This window comes from Paenibacillus kribbensis, assembly GCF_002240415.1.
GTDB classification, from domain to species: domain Bacteria; phylum Bacillota; class Bacilli; order Paenibacillales; family Paenibacillaceae; genus Paenibacillus; species Paenibacillus kribbensis.
Window position 1 is genome coordinate 5,645,001 of record NZ_CP020028.1, and the last position, 15,300, is coordinate 5,660,300.

General features: G+C 46.0%; 13 protein-coding genes. 5 read left to right on the plus strand and 8 right to left on the minus strand.

Features of this window, described 5'->3' with window-relative positions; all coding sequences use genetic code 11:
* Positions 1–150 precede the first annotated feature (150 nt).
* The gene (locus B4V02_RS25175; protein WP_007433259.1) at positions 151–1,236 is read right to left on the minus strand and encodes an HD-GYP domain-containing protein; all 1,086 of its coding nucleotides are present in this window, start codon (positions 1,234–1,236) and stop codon (positions 151–153) included.
* Between the two features lie 218 nt (positions 1,237–1,454).
* The gene (gene gyrA, locus B4V02_RS25180) at positions 1,455–4,019 is read right to left on the minus strand and encodes a DNA gyrase subunit A (RefSeq protein ID WP_094156843.1); all 2,565 of its coding nucleotides are present in this window, start codon (positions 4,017–4,019) and stop codon (positions 1,455–1,457) included.
* A 465-nt stretch (positions 4,020–4,484) separates the two neighbouring features.
* Here gyrA and B4V02_RS25185 point away from each other — a divergent pair, with 465 nt between their 5' ends.
* Complete coding sequence (locus tag B4V02_RS25185) at positions 4,485–5,312, plus strand: YheC/YheD family protein (protein WP_094156844.1); 828 nt, start codon at positions 4,485–4,487, stop codon at positions 5,310–5,312.
* Between the two features lie 137 nt (positions 5,313–5,449).
* Here the strand turns inward: B4V02_RS25185 and gyrB are convergent, their stop codons facing one another.
* The 6 genes from gyrB to dnaA form a co-directional block, all read right to left on the minus strand.
* Positions 5,450–7,360: a DNA topoisomerase (ATP-hydrolyzing) subunit B gene (gene gyrB, locus B4V02_RS25190; protein WP_094156845.1), complete on the minus strand. Its 1,911-nt coding sequence runs from the start codon at positions 7,358–7,360 to the stop codon at positions 5,450–5,452.
* Between the two features lie 31 nt (positions 7,361–7,391).
* Positions 7,392–7,643 carry an extracellular matrix regulator RemB gene (gene remB, locus B4V02_RS25195; RefSeq protein WP_007433255.1) on the minus strand — a complete coding sequence of 84 codons (252 nt, stop codon included), beginning with the start codon at positions 7,641–7,643 and terminating at the stop codon, positions 7,392–7,394.
* Between the two features lie 16 nt (positions 7,644–7,659).
* The gene (recF, locus tag B4V02_RS25200) at positions 7,660–8,775 is read right to left on the minus strand and encodes a DNA replication/repair protein RecF (RefSeq protein ID WP_010346793.1); all 1,116 of its coding nucleotides are present in this window, start codon (positions 8,773–8,775) and stop codon (positions 7,660–7,662) included.
* 54 nt (positions 8,776–8,829) lie between these two features.
* Positions 8,830–9,048, minus strand: coding sequence for a S4 domain-containing protein YaaA (gene yaaA, locus B4V02_RS25205; protein WP_010346794.1), 219 nt, complete (start codon positions 9,046–9,048; stop codon positions 8,830–8,832).
* Between the two features lie 46 nt (positions 9,049–9,094).
* A complete protein-coding gene (gene dnaN / locus B4V02_RS25210) occupies positions 9,095–10,237 on the minus strand; it encodes a DNA polymerase III subunit beta (RefSeq protein WP_007433252.1) in 1,143 nt (380 codons plus the stop codon).
* 186 nt (positions 10,238–10,423) lie between these two features.
* Positions 10,424–11,770, minus strand: a complete 1,347-nt coding sequence (gene dnaA, locus B4V02_RS25215; protein WP_010346796.1) for a chromosomal replication initiator protein DnaA — start codon at positions 11,768–11,770, stop codon at positions 10,424–10,426.
* A gap of 1,069 nt (positions 11,771–12,839) precedes the next feature.
* Here dnaA and rpmH point away from each other — a divergent pair.
* The 4 genes from rpmH (at position 12,840) to jag (ending at position 15,277) form a co-directional block, all read left to right on the plus strand.
* The gene (rpmH, locus tag B4V02_RS25220) at positions 12,840–12,974 is read left to right on the plus strand and encodes a 50S ribosomal protein L34 (RefSeq protein WP_007433250.1); all 135 of its coding nucleotides are present in this window, start codon (positions 12,840–12,842) and stop codon (positions 12,972–12,974) included.
* Between the two features lie 262 nt (positions 12,975–13,236).
* On the plus strand, positions 13,237–13,587 hold the full coding sequence (gene rnpA / locus B4V02_RS25225; protein WP_007433249.1) for a ribonuclease P protein component: 351 nt from the start codon (positions 13,237–13,239) through the stop codon (positions 13,585–13,587).
* Positions 13,588–13,658: 71 nt separating this feature from the next.
* Positions 13,659–14,525, plus strand: coding sequence for a YidC/Oxa1 family membrane protein insertase (locus B4V02_RS25230; RefSeq protein WP_007433248.1), 867 nt, complete (start codon positions 13,659–13,661; stop codon positions 14,523–14,525).
* Positions 14,522–15,277: an RNA-binding cell elongation regulator Jag/EloR gene (gene jag, locus B4V02_RS25235; protein WP_094156846.1), complete on the plus strand. Its 756-nt coding sequence runs from the start codon at positions 14,522–14,524 to the stop codon at positions 15,275–15,277. The genes B4V02_RS25230 and jag overlap by 4 nt, the downstream gene beginning before the upstream one ends.
* The last annotated feature ends 23 nt before the right edge of the window (positions 15,278–15,300 follow it).

The following is a 15,300-nucleotide window of genomic DNA, read 5'->3' on the forward strand; positions in this document are numbered from 1 at the left end:
CAACTTTTATAGTGTATCATATTTCTCAGAGTTATGTCAACACTTTTTTTTCGAAAGTGTTTTTGCTCTTTTTCGACAACACTTGAAGCGACAAGAAAGAATATATCATACTTTTATTATAATTTGCAACTCTTTTTTTCAAAAAAAAAATTAAGTCTCAATACATTCAATATAAAGCTCTCTGTGAAGCATCAAATTAACGATTTCCCCATTTACTTGAACCAACGGACGAGTCGGATGATCTCGATCAGCAAATATGATTTCCCCTATGCGATTATCATTAAGACGTACTTTGGTCCCGTTGTTAAATTGGGTGAGCTTGTGAATGAAAACCTGTACTACGCTTGGGTCCAGCTTACCAAACGATTCTGATTTAATTTGCTCCAGCACCAGGTATGGTGATTGGGCAGGTCGATATGTCTTCTCCAGCGTCATGGCATGAAATACATCAGCCACTCCGACAATTTTAGCGTATATGTGGATTTGCTCCCCCTTGAGACGCAATGGGTATCCGGTACCATCCACTTTTTCATGATGCTGAAGAGCAGCCAGACGCACGCCTTCGTTAATGGCCTTCACATTTTTGAGCAACTGATATCCCAGTGAAGTATGACGACGGATCTCCTCTTGCTCCTCCCCTGTTAATGCGGAAGGCTTGTAGAGGATGACCGGGTCCATTTTGGCATTGCCAATATCATGAAGCAATCCGGCAAAGGCAACCTGCATCCAGTCCTTTTGGGGCAAACCAATCCATTGCGCAATGGAATACGAAGTAAGTGAGGTCAATACAGCATTATGAAAAATATAATCAACTTCGATCATGGATCGCGGAATAAATGTCATTACGTTATAGCGCTGTATGTGCGCCAATAAGGACTCCAGCTGACTTCGTAGCTCAAATATAGATAAACTAGAGACAAGTACTGATTGGAATGCACTCTTAACAAGCATCACCATTTTGTCATACTCATCCTGGAATTGTGTAAACTCATCCCGCTCATCTAAGGGGGCTTGTGACTCAGCTGCTCCGGATCGAACAGTAGCATGATCACCGCCGGAAGTTGCATCATCCTCCATCCCTACCTCCACTTGCTGGATCAGGAACGCCTGTAAAATTTCCAGGTCCCGGGGCAGTAGAATGCGCCCTTTCGGCAGCAGCAAGCTACCCATTTCAGTAAATACATCGCTTTGCAATTTAAGCCCTGCTTTTAATTCGGATACGGGTACAGTTGTCATGGTCAACCTCTCTGTTCTCACAACAGCTGCTCCAGCTGCCAGTTTATGATGTCATTATATTACTTGGAAATGATCCTGTACATTCATTTTATACCATTTAAAGCTTGGCCTTCTGAATTCAAACCAGAATAAGAAAAAGACTCCCTGACCACAATAGTCAAGGAGTCTTCCTCATCACTTAAAAATCCAGTAACCACTTGTATAGTATAGGTGGCTTCTTATTCGTTCTCAGAAGACTCTGAATCGCTACCTTCCGTACCTTCTGTATCCATATCAAGAACAGGCTCAGCACCTGATGGAGATGCACCTTCGCTGGCTTCCCCGCCCTCTAATAGCTCTTCAAGTAGTTCTTCCTGCTCCTCATTCTTGTTCGCACGACATACAGTAGCAACCGAATCATCCTCGCGGATGTTAATCAGCCTTACCCCTTGTGTATTACGGCCCATTGTAGAGATTTCGTCCATACTGGTCCGAATTACGGTACCGCTGGCTGTAATGATCATCAAATCCTCTTCAGTTTTTACAACCTTAAGGCCGACAACCGGACCATTTTTATCCGTAACATTAATTGTCTTAATTCCCTTACCTCCGCGGCTTTGAATACGATAATCCGCTACAGGGGTACGTTTGCCATAGCCTTTGGCTGTTACAATCAGGATATCCAGGTCGGTATCAACAACATCCATACCTATTACAGCATCACTCTCATCGAGACTGATCCCTTTAACCCCCGTAGCGCTACGGCCCATAGACCGTACATCGCTCTCAGGGAAACGAATAGACATGCCTTCTGCCGTACCAATAATCATTTCCTGCTGTCCGTCCGTCAGTTTTACTTCGATCAGGGCATCATCTTCACGCAGGTTAATGGCGATCAGGCCACCTTTGCGAATATTAGCATAGTCGTCGAGCGGCGTCTTCTTGATAATCCCTTGTTGGGTCGCAAAGAACAGATAGCTATCCTCAACAAACTCCTCAATGGGAATAACCGCATTGATCGACTCGCCCTGCTCAATCTGAATTAGATTAATAATCGGTGTCCCCCGGGCTGTCCGACTGAGATCTGGAATCTCATAAGCCTTAATCCGATATACTTTGCCCTTGTCGGTGAAGAATAACAAGTGATGATGTGAATTCGTAATAAACAGATGCTCTACGAAATCCTCATCCTTGGTATCCATACCCACTACACCACGACCACCGCGTTTTTGACTGCGATAGGTAGTAACGGGAAGGCGTTTAATATACCCGGTATGGGTTACGGTAATAATAACATCTTCACGAGGAATAAGATCCTCATCCAAAATGCTCTCTTCACCTACTGTAATTTCAGTACGACGCTCATCAGCGAAGCGTTCCTTAAGCTCATTCAGCTCTTCGCTAATGATGTTAAGCACCAAATGCTCGTTGGCCAAAATTTCGCGGTATTCGGCAATCTTTTGTAGTAACTCGTTATACTCATTCTCGATCTTCTCACGTTCCAAACCGGTTAAGCGTTGCAGACGCATATCGAGAATAGCTTGAGCCTGCTCAAGAGTAAGTGAGAACCGCTCAATCAGCCCTTCTCGAGCTGCTTCTGCAGTTTGAGAGGAACGGATCAAGGCAATAACTTCGTCCAGATGATCAAGAGCAATGCGCAAGCCTTCCAAAATGTGTGCTCTAGCTTCGGCTTTTTTCAGGTCGAATTCTGTCCGACGACGAATAACTTCAACCTGATGTTTGAGATAATGATACAAGACATCCTTCAGATTCAATATCTTCGGCTCGTTGTTCACAATGGCAAGCATATTGATACCGAAATTGGACTGCATAGCCGTATGTTTGAACAAATTATTCAGAACGACGTTCGGGTTCACATCTCTACGCAACTCGATAACGACACGCATACCTGTACGGTCCGATTCATCCCGCAGATCTGTAATGCCCTCAATGCGTTTGTCACGCACCAATTCAGCAATCTTCTCGACCAGACGAGCCTTATTCACTTGGTAAGGCAGCTCATGCACGATAATCCGTGCTTTATTGCCAATTTCCTCTATGGTGGTCTTTGCACGCATGGTCACAGAACCGCGGCCCGTTTGGTACGCCTGGCGAATACCAGAACGACCTAAGATATAGCCTGCTGTCGGGAAATCCGGCCCTTGGATATAATCCATAAGTTCCATTGGCGTAATGTCAGGGTTTTCGATTAGTGCTTGTACACCGTCGATAACCTCTCCCAAGTTATGCGGAGGAATATTGGTAGCCATTCCGACTGCAATTCCGCCGACACCATTGACCAGCAAGTTAGGATAACGTGCAGGCAACACGACAGGTTCATTCTCTTCACCGTCGTAGTTCGGCATGAAATCAACGGTCTCTTTGTTCAAATCACGCAGCATTTCCATTGCAATCTTCGACAACCGTGCTTCGGTGTAACGCATCGCAGCCGCCATATCTCCATCTACGGAGCCAAAGTTGCCGTGTCCGTCCACCAGCATATAACGCAAGGAAAAATCCTGCGCCATCCGCACCATCGTATCATATACAGCCGTATCACCATGAGGGTGATATTTACCGATAACTTCGCCGACGATTCTTGCTGATTTCTTGTAAGGTTTGTCTGGCGACATGCCTAGCTCGGACATCGCGTACAAAATACGACGGTGTACCGGCTTTAGTCCGTCCCGCACATCAGGCAAGGCACGGCTAACAATAATACTCATGGCATAATCCATAAAGGATTCGCGCATTTCCACTCCGATATCCCTGTTAATGATCTGCGGGTTATTTTGATCGGCCATGCTGGTCCTCCTTCTCGTCCTTCAATACATTGCTCTCTATGTGAAAAGCCTAACAAGACACTGCCTATATACTCCGCTCTCTGCGCAGGATTTTGGCTAAAAACCCATCTGTATAATTATATTACTTTCACAAAAAGAGCACAATTAAACGCCTCTGTCCCCTTTACAGCGTAAATCCCTCGTCTTACCCCTTCTGGTAGAAGCAGATAGCTATTCCCTTACACCACTAACAAGCCCTGATTATAACAAATTCCCCTGAGTTGGGGATTAGCCCCCACCCTAAGGGCCTTTTCCACATACAATACGTATACGGTCAGGGCTAATATAGCAAGATTCCGAAAAACGCCGTATTTCTCTATTATATCATTGTTTTCCGCGCTTGTCCTTTAGTTTCCCTTGTTTTATTAAAGTGTTGTGAATTCCATGGACGCGACTCATATTACGAAAAGAAAGGAATGAGAATACTTGTCTATTCAGCGAGTAGCCAGTAAGTGGACCAAAACAAATGCCATTCTCCCCAATCCAACGTTGGCCCCTTATATACCGGAGACACGTTTGTACACATTCGAGCACTTGAACGAAATGTTAGCGGTGTATGGAACTGTCTATATTAAGCCGGACAACGGTACTTATGGAAAAGGGGTTATGCGTGCAGAAAGGCTCACAGAGCCGCTTCCTCCAACAGAAGAAGGAATCATCGGAGAGAGAATCTGGTACGTCCTTCGTTATGAAGTAGATACCCTTACTTTTGACAGTCTGGAAGAACTGAACAAGGTGATTTCTAACCGCATAAAGAAGCGTCCATATCTGATCCAACGCGGGATTGACCTTCTTCAACATGAGACGCGTCCCTTTGACCTGCGGGTATTAACCCAGATGAACCTGAGGAAACATTGGGAAACGACGCTTATCATAGGACGCATAGCTGCTCCTGACAAAGTCGTCACTAATCACCATAGCGGTGGTACAGTACGCTTTTTCAATGAACTTGTAGCACCCTATCTGGATGAAAAGGAAGCAGTACACCTAGAGCAAAAACTATCAAAATTAGGCGAGCGAGTAGCCTGGCAGCTGCAAAAAAGATACCCTCGGCTAAAGGAAATTGGATTGGATGTGGGATTGGATCAGCAAATCTATCCGTGGATTTTGGAGGTTAATACGAGACCAGCCATTAAAGTCTTTTCTTTCCTTCCCAACAAAAGCCTTTATCATAAAATATTCAGGTATGCTGTAGGCTATGGCCGTTATTCAGCGTCCACGGGCAAGCCTGCACACTCTAAGAGAAAGACCTAGGGCAATGACGTTAACTATTCAAATTCACCCTAGCTGGTTAATGAACAAGAAAAGGGACGCCGTTTGGGCGCCCCTTGGTGTTGAACTCAAATCATAGCGAGCAAATAGTACATTAGCTAAGATGAAAATATCACACATTAAAAATCGAGATTTTTCACATACTTAGCATGTTCCTGAATAAAGTCGCGGCGAGGTTCTACATTATCCCCCATTAGGGTGTTGAACAGTGTATCTGCCAGCATCGCGTCATTAATGGTTACCTGAAGCATAGTACGGCTTTCAGGGTCCATCGTCGTTTCCCATAGCTGTGCCGCGTTCATCTCACCCAAACCTTTATAGCGCTGTACATTGTACTTCGCATTTTCCCCAAATTCCCTGATGATCTCATCACGCTCTGCTTCCGAATTCGCATAACGTATGACCTTGTTGCGCTCTACCTTGAACAGCGGTGGCTGGGCAATGTAAACATAGCCTGCATCTAAAATTTTACGCATATACCGATAGAAGAACGTCAGCAGCAGCGTGCGAATGTGAGCACCGTCGACATCTGCATCCGTCATGATAATGACCTTGTGGTAACGTGCTTTGGAGATGTCAAAATCGTCTCCGATCCCTGTACCCATTGCAGTTACCATCGAGCGGATTTCATCACTGGACAAAATGCGATCCAGACGTGCCTTCTCCACGTTCAGGATTTTACCGCGAATCGGCAAAATAGCTTGGAAGTGGCGATCACGGCCCTGTTTGGCCGATCCACCTGCTGAATCACCTTCGACGATGTACAGCTCACTAATCGAAGCATCCTTGGAGGAGCAGTCCGCTAGCTTGCCGGGAAGAGAGCTGATTTCCAGCGCACTTTTACGACGCGTCAGCTCACGCGCTTTGCGCGCTGCTTCGCGGGCACGTGCTGCTTGTAAGGATTTATCAACTACGCGGCGAGAAACAGATGGATTTTCCTCCAGAAATTCCTGAAGTTTCTCCGCGAACAGGGATTCGACAATCCCTCGCACCTCGCTGTTACCGAGCTTTGTTTTGGTCTGACCCTCAAATTGCGGTTCCGGAATTTTGACGGAGATAATCGCCGTCAGACCTTCACGCACATCATCGCCAGTCAGGTTGGCATTGCTATCCTTAATCAGGCCGTTTTTGCGTGCATAATCGTTAATAATCCGGGTTAATGCACTCTTGAAGCCAGATTCGTGCGTTCCGCCCTCGTGCGTGTTGATATTGTTGGCGAAAGAATAAATATTTTCGGTGTAGCTGTCGTTATATTGCAGCGCAACCTCGACTTGAATCATATCGCGTGAGCCTTCGACATAAATCGGCTGCTCATGAAGTGCTTCTCTTTGCTGATTCAAAAATTGTACGTATTCACTGATTCCGCCCTCGTAGTGGAATGTATCGCTGGCACCCGTCCGCTCATCAGTCAGGCTGATGGCAATCCCTTTATTCAGAAAAGCCAACTCACGAATCCGCGTTTGCAGCGTATCATAGTCATATACGGTTGTTTCTGTAAAAATTTGCTCATCCGGGTAAAATGTCGTTTGGGTCCCCGTCTCATCTGTGTCACCGATAACTCTCACATCATATTGCGGTACACCGCGATGATATTCCTGTTCATACACATGTCCGTCCCGTTTGACATGAACGATCACTTTGCTGGATAGAGCATTCACTACGGATACACCAACCCCGTGCAGACCGCCGGAGACTTTGTACCCTCCGCCTCCGAATTTACCACCTGCATGAAGTACAGTCATAACGACTTCCAGCGCTGATTTTTTCATTTTGGCGTGCTCACTTACCGGAATACCGCGACCGTTGTCTGTAACGGTAATGCTATTATCCTTGTGAACGATAACCTGAATGCTGTTACAATAACCTGCCAGCGCTTCGTCAATGCTGTTGTCCACAACTTCCCAGACCAAATGATGGAGACCTTTGACACTCGTGGAGCCAATATACATCCCGGGACGTTTCCGAACCGCTTCCAGGCCCTCCAGGACCTGAATCTCGCTCGCATCATAAGACGGTTGATTCATAGACATGCCTTTCACCTACTTCTATAGATTTCTATGGTTAAGCATTGGCAACAAACTGGTTTGCCCGCTTTTTGAGTGTTGTTGAGGAGATGGGGGAATAATACACCGTATTCTGAGTCACTACGATGGACTTGGCTTCCTCTTCGCCAATCATCTCGACATGCTTTTGCTGCTGGGCATGGTTCACGTATTGCTTGGAGATTTTAGAGGATTTTTCAATCGAGATATCGAAAATAGCCACAAGCTCTGACGAGCGGATGATTTTTTCTCCACCCAAATGAATATACATATCGGTTACTCACTCCTTAGTGTTCCACATGCCCGTCATGGACGTGATAAATACTCGCATCCTTGAGTCGCTCCGCGTTCAAACTCTCAATCCCGGTTGCGGTGATAAAGGTCTGTACCTTGCTCTGGAAAGTTTCGATCAGCTGAGTCTGACGATAGGGATCCAGCTCAGACAAAACATCATCCAGTAGCAGGACCGGATATTCACCGATTTCCTCATGAATTAATTCAATTTCAGCCAGCTTCAAGGACAGGGCCGTCGTCCGCTGCTGCCCCTGAGAGCCATACGTATGCACTTCTCTGCCATTAATGGCAAAGGCCAAATCATCACGATGGGGTCCCGCCAAAGTCATGCCACGGCGGATTTCCTGTTCCCTCATTTGGGATAACTTTATCATAAATCGCTCCAATAAGACAGCTTCATCTTCTTCCTCTGGCTCACTGAAGGAGGGAACATAGGTTAATTTTAGCTCTTCAGTCCCCCCCGCGATCCCTTCATGAATGGCCTGAGCCCACTTTTGCAGCTTCGTTATAAATTGTTTCCGCTTTTTAACAATTTTAACACCATGCTCAACAAGTTGCTCGTTCCATACCTCCAGCATTAGCTGCACCGAGGCCATATCTTTCCCCCAAGCTTGCTTGAGCAGGTTGTTTCGCTGAACCAGCACCTTTTGATATTGCTGCAAATGATACAGATAGCCCGGAGCTACCTGTCCAATTTCCATGTCAAGAAACCGGCGGCGGACCCCCGGTGTTCCTTTGACAATTTCCAGATCCTCGGGGGCAAACATGACCACGTTTAACGAACCGATAAAATCACTCAGCTTTCGCTGCTCCAGTCCGTTGATCTTCGCTTTTTTGCCTTGTGTGGATAACGACAGATCCAGCCTGATTTTTCCGTATTTTTTATCCACATCCGCAGCCAGATGAGTAGAAGCAGCTCCGAAAGAGATTAACTCCTTATCGCGCGACGTTCGGTGGCTTTTGGTCAAAGCCAGTACAAAAATCGCCTCTACAAGGTTCGTTTTGCCCTGGGCATTTTGTCCAATCAGCAAATTAACGGGCCCAAATTCATTCAGCTCCAGCTGTTCATAGTTCCGGTACTGCTGCAAAGCAATGTTGTTCACAAACACGTAGGGTCCCCCTTGCTACTCCGTACCTAAAAGGAGTCCTTGCCGACTAGGCGATTATGCTCCTGCCGTAACTTCGAAACTTCCGTTGTCCTCTACTTCTACAGTATCGCCAGGGTACAGCTTTCTTCCCCGTCTTTCTTCCGTCTCGCCGTTGACGCGGACTTGTCCCTCCTGTAGGAGGGCTTTGGCCATTCCACCTGTTGATACACAGTCAGCCAGTTTTAAAAATTGATCGAGCTTGATGTACTCGGTTTGTATCGATATCCGTTTCAAGGGTTGTTCATCCTTTCGCTTGTTCTCAGGCAGGTAACGCTACATGTTAGTTGGTTGTGCGATACGGCAGGATGATGTACAGCGCATTGCTGGAATCTGCCGGTTTTAAAATAATCGGGCTCATGATGCCGGTGAAAGCGATCGTCAGCTGCTCACTGTCAATTACCTTCAGCACGTCGAGCATATATTTGGAGTTGAATGAGATTTTGAGTGGCTCTCCCTCAAATTTGGACACATTCACTTCCTCACGCACCTTACCAAGCTCAGAGGAACTGGAGGAGATCTCCAGACCGCCATTTTCCAACGATTGCATTCTTACAATATTCGTTTTTTCCTCACGGGACAGCAAATAAGCACGGTCGATAGACTCGCTCAAACTTTTTGTGTCCACAATCAGTTCTGTTTTGTAGGAGGTTGGAATAATTCTAGAAGTATCAGGATAGGTTCCATCCAGGATGCGGGAATAAAATAGTACCCGGTCAACCTTGAAAAGCACCTGATTGTCCGCTACGACGATATCCACAAGCATATTTTGATCCGGAATAATTCTGCTTAACTCATTCAACGTTTTGCCTGCAATGACAACATTGCTAAAACGCAAGCCTTCAGACGATTCCAAACGAGCGCTGCGAGTGGCCAGGCGGTGGCGGTCCGTTGCTACAAACTTTAATTCTCCCTCAGCCAAATTCCATAATACCCCGGTTAAAATGGGTGTTGTTTCGTGGGTGGAAATGGAGAAAACCGTCTGTTTGATCATATTTTTGAGCAAATCACCTGGCACAGAGATAACCTGATTTTCTTCAATGTTGGGGAGCACAGGGAATTCCTCAGGATCCAGGCCAACGATTTGAATTTCAGTGGCACCGGACGAGATGAAGGTTTGGAACTGATCCTTTACCTCCATACGGATCTCCTGAGACGGCAGTTTTTTGATAATTTCGACAAAGAATTTGGCTGGCAGGACTACACTTCCGGGTTGTTCAACCTGAACGACAGTCTGGTCTCCATCCTCCATTGGAATAAAGGATTGAATAGAGATGTCTGTATCGCTGGCAGTCAGCGTTACACCCTGATGATTCACATCCAGCTTGATACCACTAAGAATTGGAATTGTAGTACGACTTGATATCGCTTTGGATACATGTTGTATAGCCTCGTTCAAAACGTTTTTCAGAATGCTGATCTTCATAAGTTCCTCCTACGGCTTTTAGTCCTTCAAGCACGCGTTGACGCGGGCCTTATTTAGGTGATGAATATCTTTAAAATATAGTAGTAATAGTAATAGGCGCACTGAATATGTGGATAAGTAGCAGTAAACCTAATAAAATCAAGCCTATCCACATGTGTATAAATTGTGTATAGGCTCCGAACTTGTTCAGGTTGGATTTTTGATTTTCTCTATTAGGTTGTTGATAACTTTGAACAGATCTTGATCCACTTGAATGGATTTGGAGATTTTTTCGTGCGCATGGATGACTGTTGTATGATCACGCCCACCGAAGGCCTCGCCAATTTTAGGCAGAGAATAGTCGGTTAACTCACGCGACAGGTACATGGCAATCTGTCGTGGGAAGGCCACAGCCTTTGTCCGCTTGCGCGCTTTAAAATCCTCCAGACGCAGATTGTAAAATTCCCCGACTTGATGCTGTATATCCTGAATGGTGATCATTTTGGGGCGGCTGGACGGGATAATATCCTTCAACGCCTCGGCCGCAAGATGACTTGATACATCCTGATTGGTTAAGGAAGAATAGGCGACAACGCGAATCAGCGCCCCCTCCAGCTCACGGATGTTTGTATCAATCTGGTTGGCGATATACATCATGGCCTCATTGGGAATGTCCAGGTTTTCCGCACGGGCCTTTTTCCGAAGAATAGCGATTCTGGTCTCCAGATCCGGCGGCTGAATGTCCGTAATGAGTCCCCACTCGAAGCGGGAGCGCAGTCGTTCTTCCAGCGTCGGAATTTCTTTGGGAGGCCGGTCACTGGAAATGATAATCTGCTTGCGTTCCTCATGAAGCGCGTTAAACGTATGGAAAAATTCCTCCTGTGTCGATTCCTTGCCGGCAATGAATTGAATATCGTCAATGAGCAAAATATCAATGTTGCGATATTTGTTGCGGAAGCTCTCCCCGCGGTTGTCCCGGATGGCATTAATGAATTCGTTCGTAAACTTCTCCGACGATAAATATACGACCTTGCTGGTCGGATTGTGCTCCAAAATATAGTGCCCGATGGCATGCATCAGATGCGTTTTGCCCAGACCTACGCCGCCGTAAAGAAACAGCGGATTGTACGCTTTGGCCGGCGCCTCGGCGACGGCCAGCGATGCTGCGTGAGCAAAACGGTTCCCCGATCCGATGACGAATGTATCGAATGTATATTTGGGATTTAGCATATGGGACACGGCTTCTTCATGTACGACCGGCTGCTGCTGAGGTTGCTGCTGAAGATCGACCTCGGGGGGCTTGTTTTCCTCGATGACAAACTTGACCTCCAGTTGCTTCCCCAAAATTTCATAAACCGTTGCTCCGACTAGCTTGGTATAGCGGCTTTCAAGCCATTCCACAGCAAAGGTTGTCGGAGCAGAAATCACAATGGAGTGGTCATTCAGTTTCGCTGCCTTGGTAGCCTTAAACCAAGTGTCGTAACTCGGCTTACTCAGCTTGGTTTGTATAATGGATAAAATTTGCTGCCATAGTTCAGAGATATGGCTGTCCACAGACGTCACTCCTTTTAAATCCTGACATTTTGCCGATGAACTGAGAGCTGCTCCCGGCGCTTCGGCAAAACGCCTAAAATCCCAAAAATATTTGTTGAAGGCCATAAAAAGACATACCGCCGCCTAAATCATGCGGCAGTGTGATGAGAGAACGCAGCACAAAATGACCCTGAAAAATAACTGATGGAAAATTCCACTGCCGCTGGGCAGAAGAAAGGCGATATTTCTCAGGAGGGAATGTGCGGCACGATCCGTTCTCTTTATCCCGCAGGCCAAAACGGGACTGCAATATGTCGAAATCAAATGAAAAATGTAGAATATATCCCCAGAATCCCGAATCCGCACAAAAATAAAAAGATGGATAAATTGAACTTGTTCACAACTTTATCCACAGGGTGTTGATAATATGGAGGGCAAAACAACATATTCACATTCAAAAGTAATATCATCATAGCAAAAGAAGCCTTGTATTTCAATGACTCGTGGTTATTTATCCACAAATTCAATCTGTTGTGTACAATTTTTATTCACAACACAAGATATTGTTTATAATTTGTTCAGTTTTCGACAATAACTCTTTTTTGCTCTAAAATGTTATGCACAGGTTATGACCATTTAAATCACAATACCGTTCTTTTTGTGAATCTGTGTATAACGGCCGTTGCCTTTTGGTCACAGGGGCTTATTTTTCTGTTGAAAATTTCCGGTAACGTTTCCGACATTATTTTTGAATGAATTGGCGACGACGATCTGAGAAAGAGCGGATTGAAGTGGCAGAATGGATAGAAGGTGGATACGAGCGGTCTTGGCTGGGAGGGAATACAGCTGGGATGCTGGATAAGAAGAAGGAGAAACCCAAAAATTGTCGTTAAACTCAGGGTGAACGAGAATGAAGTAGTAAATGAATGAGAAGGATTGAATCCTGAACACGAAAAAGAGGGAGAGGATTCATAATCACATTGACTTTGACCGCTATTTGTGGTTAAATGTACAAAGGTGTTTTTTGTGGAGATTGCTATGTTAGGTATATTCCATATAAAACGTATTCCTTGTAAGGAGGTGCAGCACAATGAGACCGACTTTCAGACCGAATGTCAGCAAACGTAAAAAAGTTCACGGCTTCCGTAAAAGAATGAGCACAAAGAATGGCCGTAAAGTTTTGGCGGCTCGTCGCCAAAAAGGTAGAAAAGTATTGAGTGCGTAATGCGTGCATAAAGACCACTACGGTGGTCTTTTTTTTCATAATTGAGGTATTAACGGACCGGACCACTTCCTCTAATCTGTAGAAATGCAGTGAAAAAGAGGGTGAAGTGCCGATTCCTACCCTATATTAGATGAAGCTTTTTGAAAATGGATGTAAAATAAGCGAGATTACCATGACGGAATGTTGTCCATACTTCTTACTATATAAGAGGTAAGGATTGGCTTACCGAAGTGTGTAAAAGAGATGAGCAAGGAGAAGCGCCGTGCGAAAAAAATTGCGTCTTCGAAACCGGGCGGACTTTGGGCGCGTATACCGCCATGGCAAATCTTTTGCCAACCATCAGTTTGTGGTGTACTGGTTCCGCCGTAGAGAGGTAGAGCAGTTCCGTGTCGGAATTTCGGCCAGCAAGAAGATCGGCAACGCAGTTGTGCGTAACCGGATGCGCAGAATCGTCAAGGAAATTGTGCGTCATCATGAGCATGAACTGGTGGAGCAGATTGATCTGATTTTTATCGTCCGTAAGGGTGCGGTTGCGATGTCGTATCAAGAGCTGGAGAAAAGCGTGCTGCACGTTCTGCGCAAAGCCTCGCTGCTCAAGTCTTCACGCCGATAGTCAGTATCTTTGTCCTACAGGATATGGTATGATTTACGTTGGAATGGATTGGTTAAGAAAGGGGTTATGAAGTGTCGCGTTTGAAGACTCAACGAGGGAAATGGTTCCTTCTAATTGCCTTATTGGCACTTGTTGCCGTGCTGTCCGGGTGTGCCCCGACGGCCCACAATTCTTACACGACGGCAGACTTGGCCAACGGATCGTGGTGGCAAAGATATGTCGTTTACTGGTTTTCGTATGCGCTGGATACATTTGCCCAATGGTTCTCTGGAGAGTATGGCCTGGCCGTATTGATTCTGGTGATCATCGTGCGGACGATTATTTTGCCGCTTACACTTAAGCAAGTACGCAGTTCCAAAGCTATGCAGGCTATTCAGCCACAATTAAAAGAAATTCAAGCGAAATACAAGGATACACCTGAGAGAGTTCAGCAAGAGACGATGAAATTGTTTCAGGAAAACAAGGTCAACCCGATGGCGGGCTGTCTGCCTTTGCTCGTACAAATGCCGATTTTTATCGCGCTTTATAATGCCATTTACTATAACTCGGCATTACGGGATCATGACTTTTTATGGCTCCAGTTAGGTAAACCGGATCATTTCTTCATCCTGCCGATTCTGGCAGCAATTACGACATTTGTCCAAACCTGGATGATGATGAAATTGAATCCGACACCGCAGCAGGGACCGATGCAGTTTTTGCTGTACGTTTATCCGGTGCTGATTCTGTTCATGTCGTATAACTTCCCATCTGCTTTGCCGTTGTACTGGTTCTACAGTAATATTTACACGATTATCCAAAACTATTTCCTTTATCGCAATAATGATAAAGAAGCTGCACTGGCGAATGTGAAAACAGCCAGTCATACGAAGACGGGCTCACCCAATAACAAGAAAAAAAGTAACAGAAACACGAAGGGGGCTAAAAAGTCGAGATGACCAAGGTCGTGACATCAGGAAAAACCGTTGAAGATGCTGTAAAACAAGGACTCTCCCAAATGGGAGTAAGCCGTGAACGGGTAACCGTAAACGTGTTGGAACAGCCGTCAAAAGGATTCCTGGGATGGCTAGGGGTCAAGAAGGCGAAGGTGGAGCTTACGCTGCTGTCTGAGCCGTCACCCGAAACCATACACACGGCTGAACCTCATGTATCGGCTCAAGCGCCTTTTCGTGCGGGACAGGCTGTTACGGAAGCTGAACCTGTCACGCGGGAACCACACATCAACCCGACCTCTACGGGACAAGCTGATCCCTATGAGGAGGCGGTGCGTTTTATCCGCGAAACAGCAGCAGGAATGGGATTGGACGTTGAAGTTGATGTCCACCACCGCAAGGATGAAAGTATACTGGATATCTCCGGTCCGTCGCTCGGGATGCTGATCGGTCGTCGGGGACAGACCTTGGATGCATTGCAGTATCTGACGAATATTGTTGCCAACCGTCATTCTGACAAATTCATCCGAATTGTTCTGGATGCCGAGCAATTTCGCGCACGTCGGCAAAAAACGCTGGAGGATTTGGCGGATCGGTTGGCCAACCAGGCTATTCGTTATGGCAAGGAAGTCGTGTTGGAGCCAATGCCGTCACAGGAGCGAAAGCTGATTCACGCCAAGCTTCAACAGCATGCGCAGGTTAGAACATACAGCAAGGGGGACGAGCCGAATCGGCGCGTCGTCATTGCCAAAAAATAATCCGACGCAATGGCTCTCTGCAT

Bases quoted from the DNA above. Each gene is read 5' to 3' on its own strand.
- gyrA (WP_094156843.1), bottom strand. From the start codon at position 4,019: ATGGCCGATCAAAATAACCCGCAGATCATTAACAGGGATATCGGAGTG.
- gyrB (WP_094156845.1), bottom strand. From the start codon at position 7,360: ATGTCTATGAATCAACCGTCTTATGATGCGAGCGAGATTCAGGTCCTG.
- B4V02_RS25175 (WP_007433259.1), bottom strand. From the start codon at position 1,236: ATGACAACTGTACCCGTATCCGAATTAAAAGCAGGGCTTAAATTGCAA.
- jag (WP_094156846.1), top strand. From the start codon at position 14,522: ATGACCAAGGTCGTGACATCAGGAAAAACCGTTGAAGATGCTGTAAAA.
- remB (WP_007433255.1), bottom strand. From the start codon at position 7,643: ATGTATATTCATTTGGGTGGAGAAAAAATCATCCGCTCGTCAGAGCTT.
- rpmH (WP_007433250.1), top strand. From the start codon at position 12,840: ATGAGACCGACTTTCAGACCGAATGTCAGCAAACGTAAAAAAGTTCAC.
- dnaN (WP_007433252.1), bottom strand. From the start codon at position 10,237: ATGAAGATCAGCATTCTGAAAAACGTTTTGAACGAGGCTATACAACAT.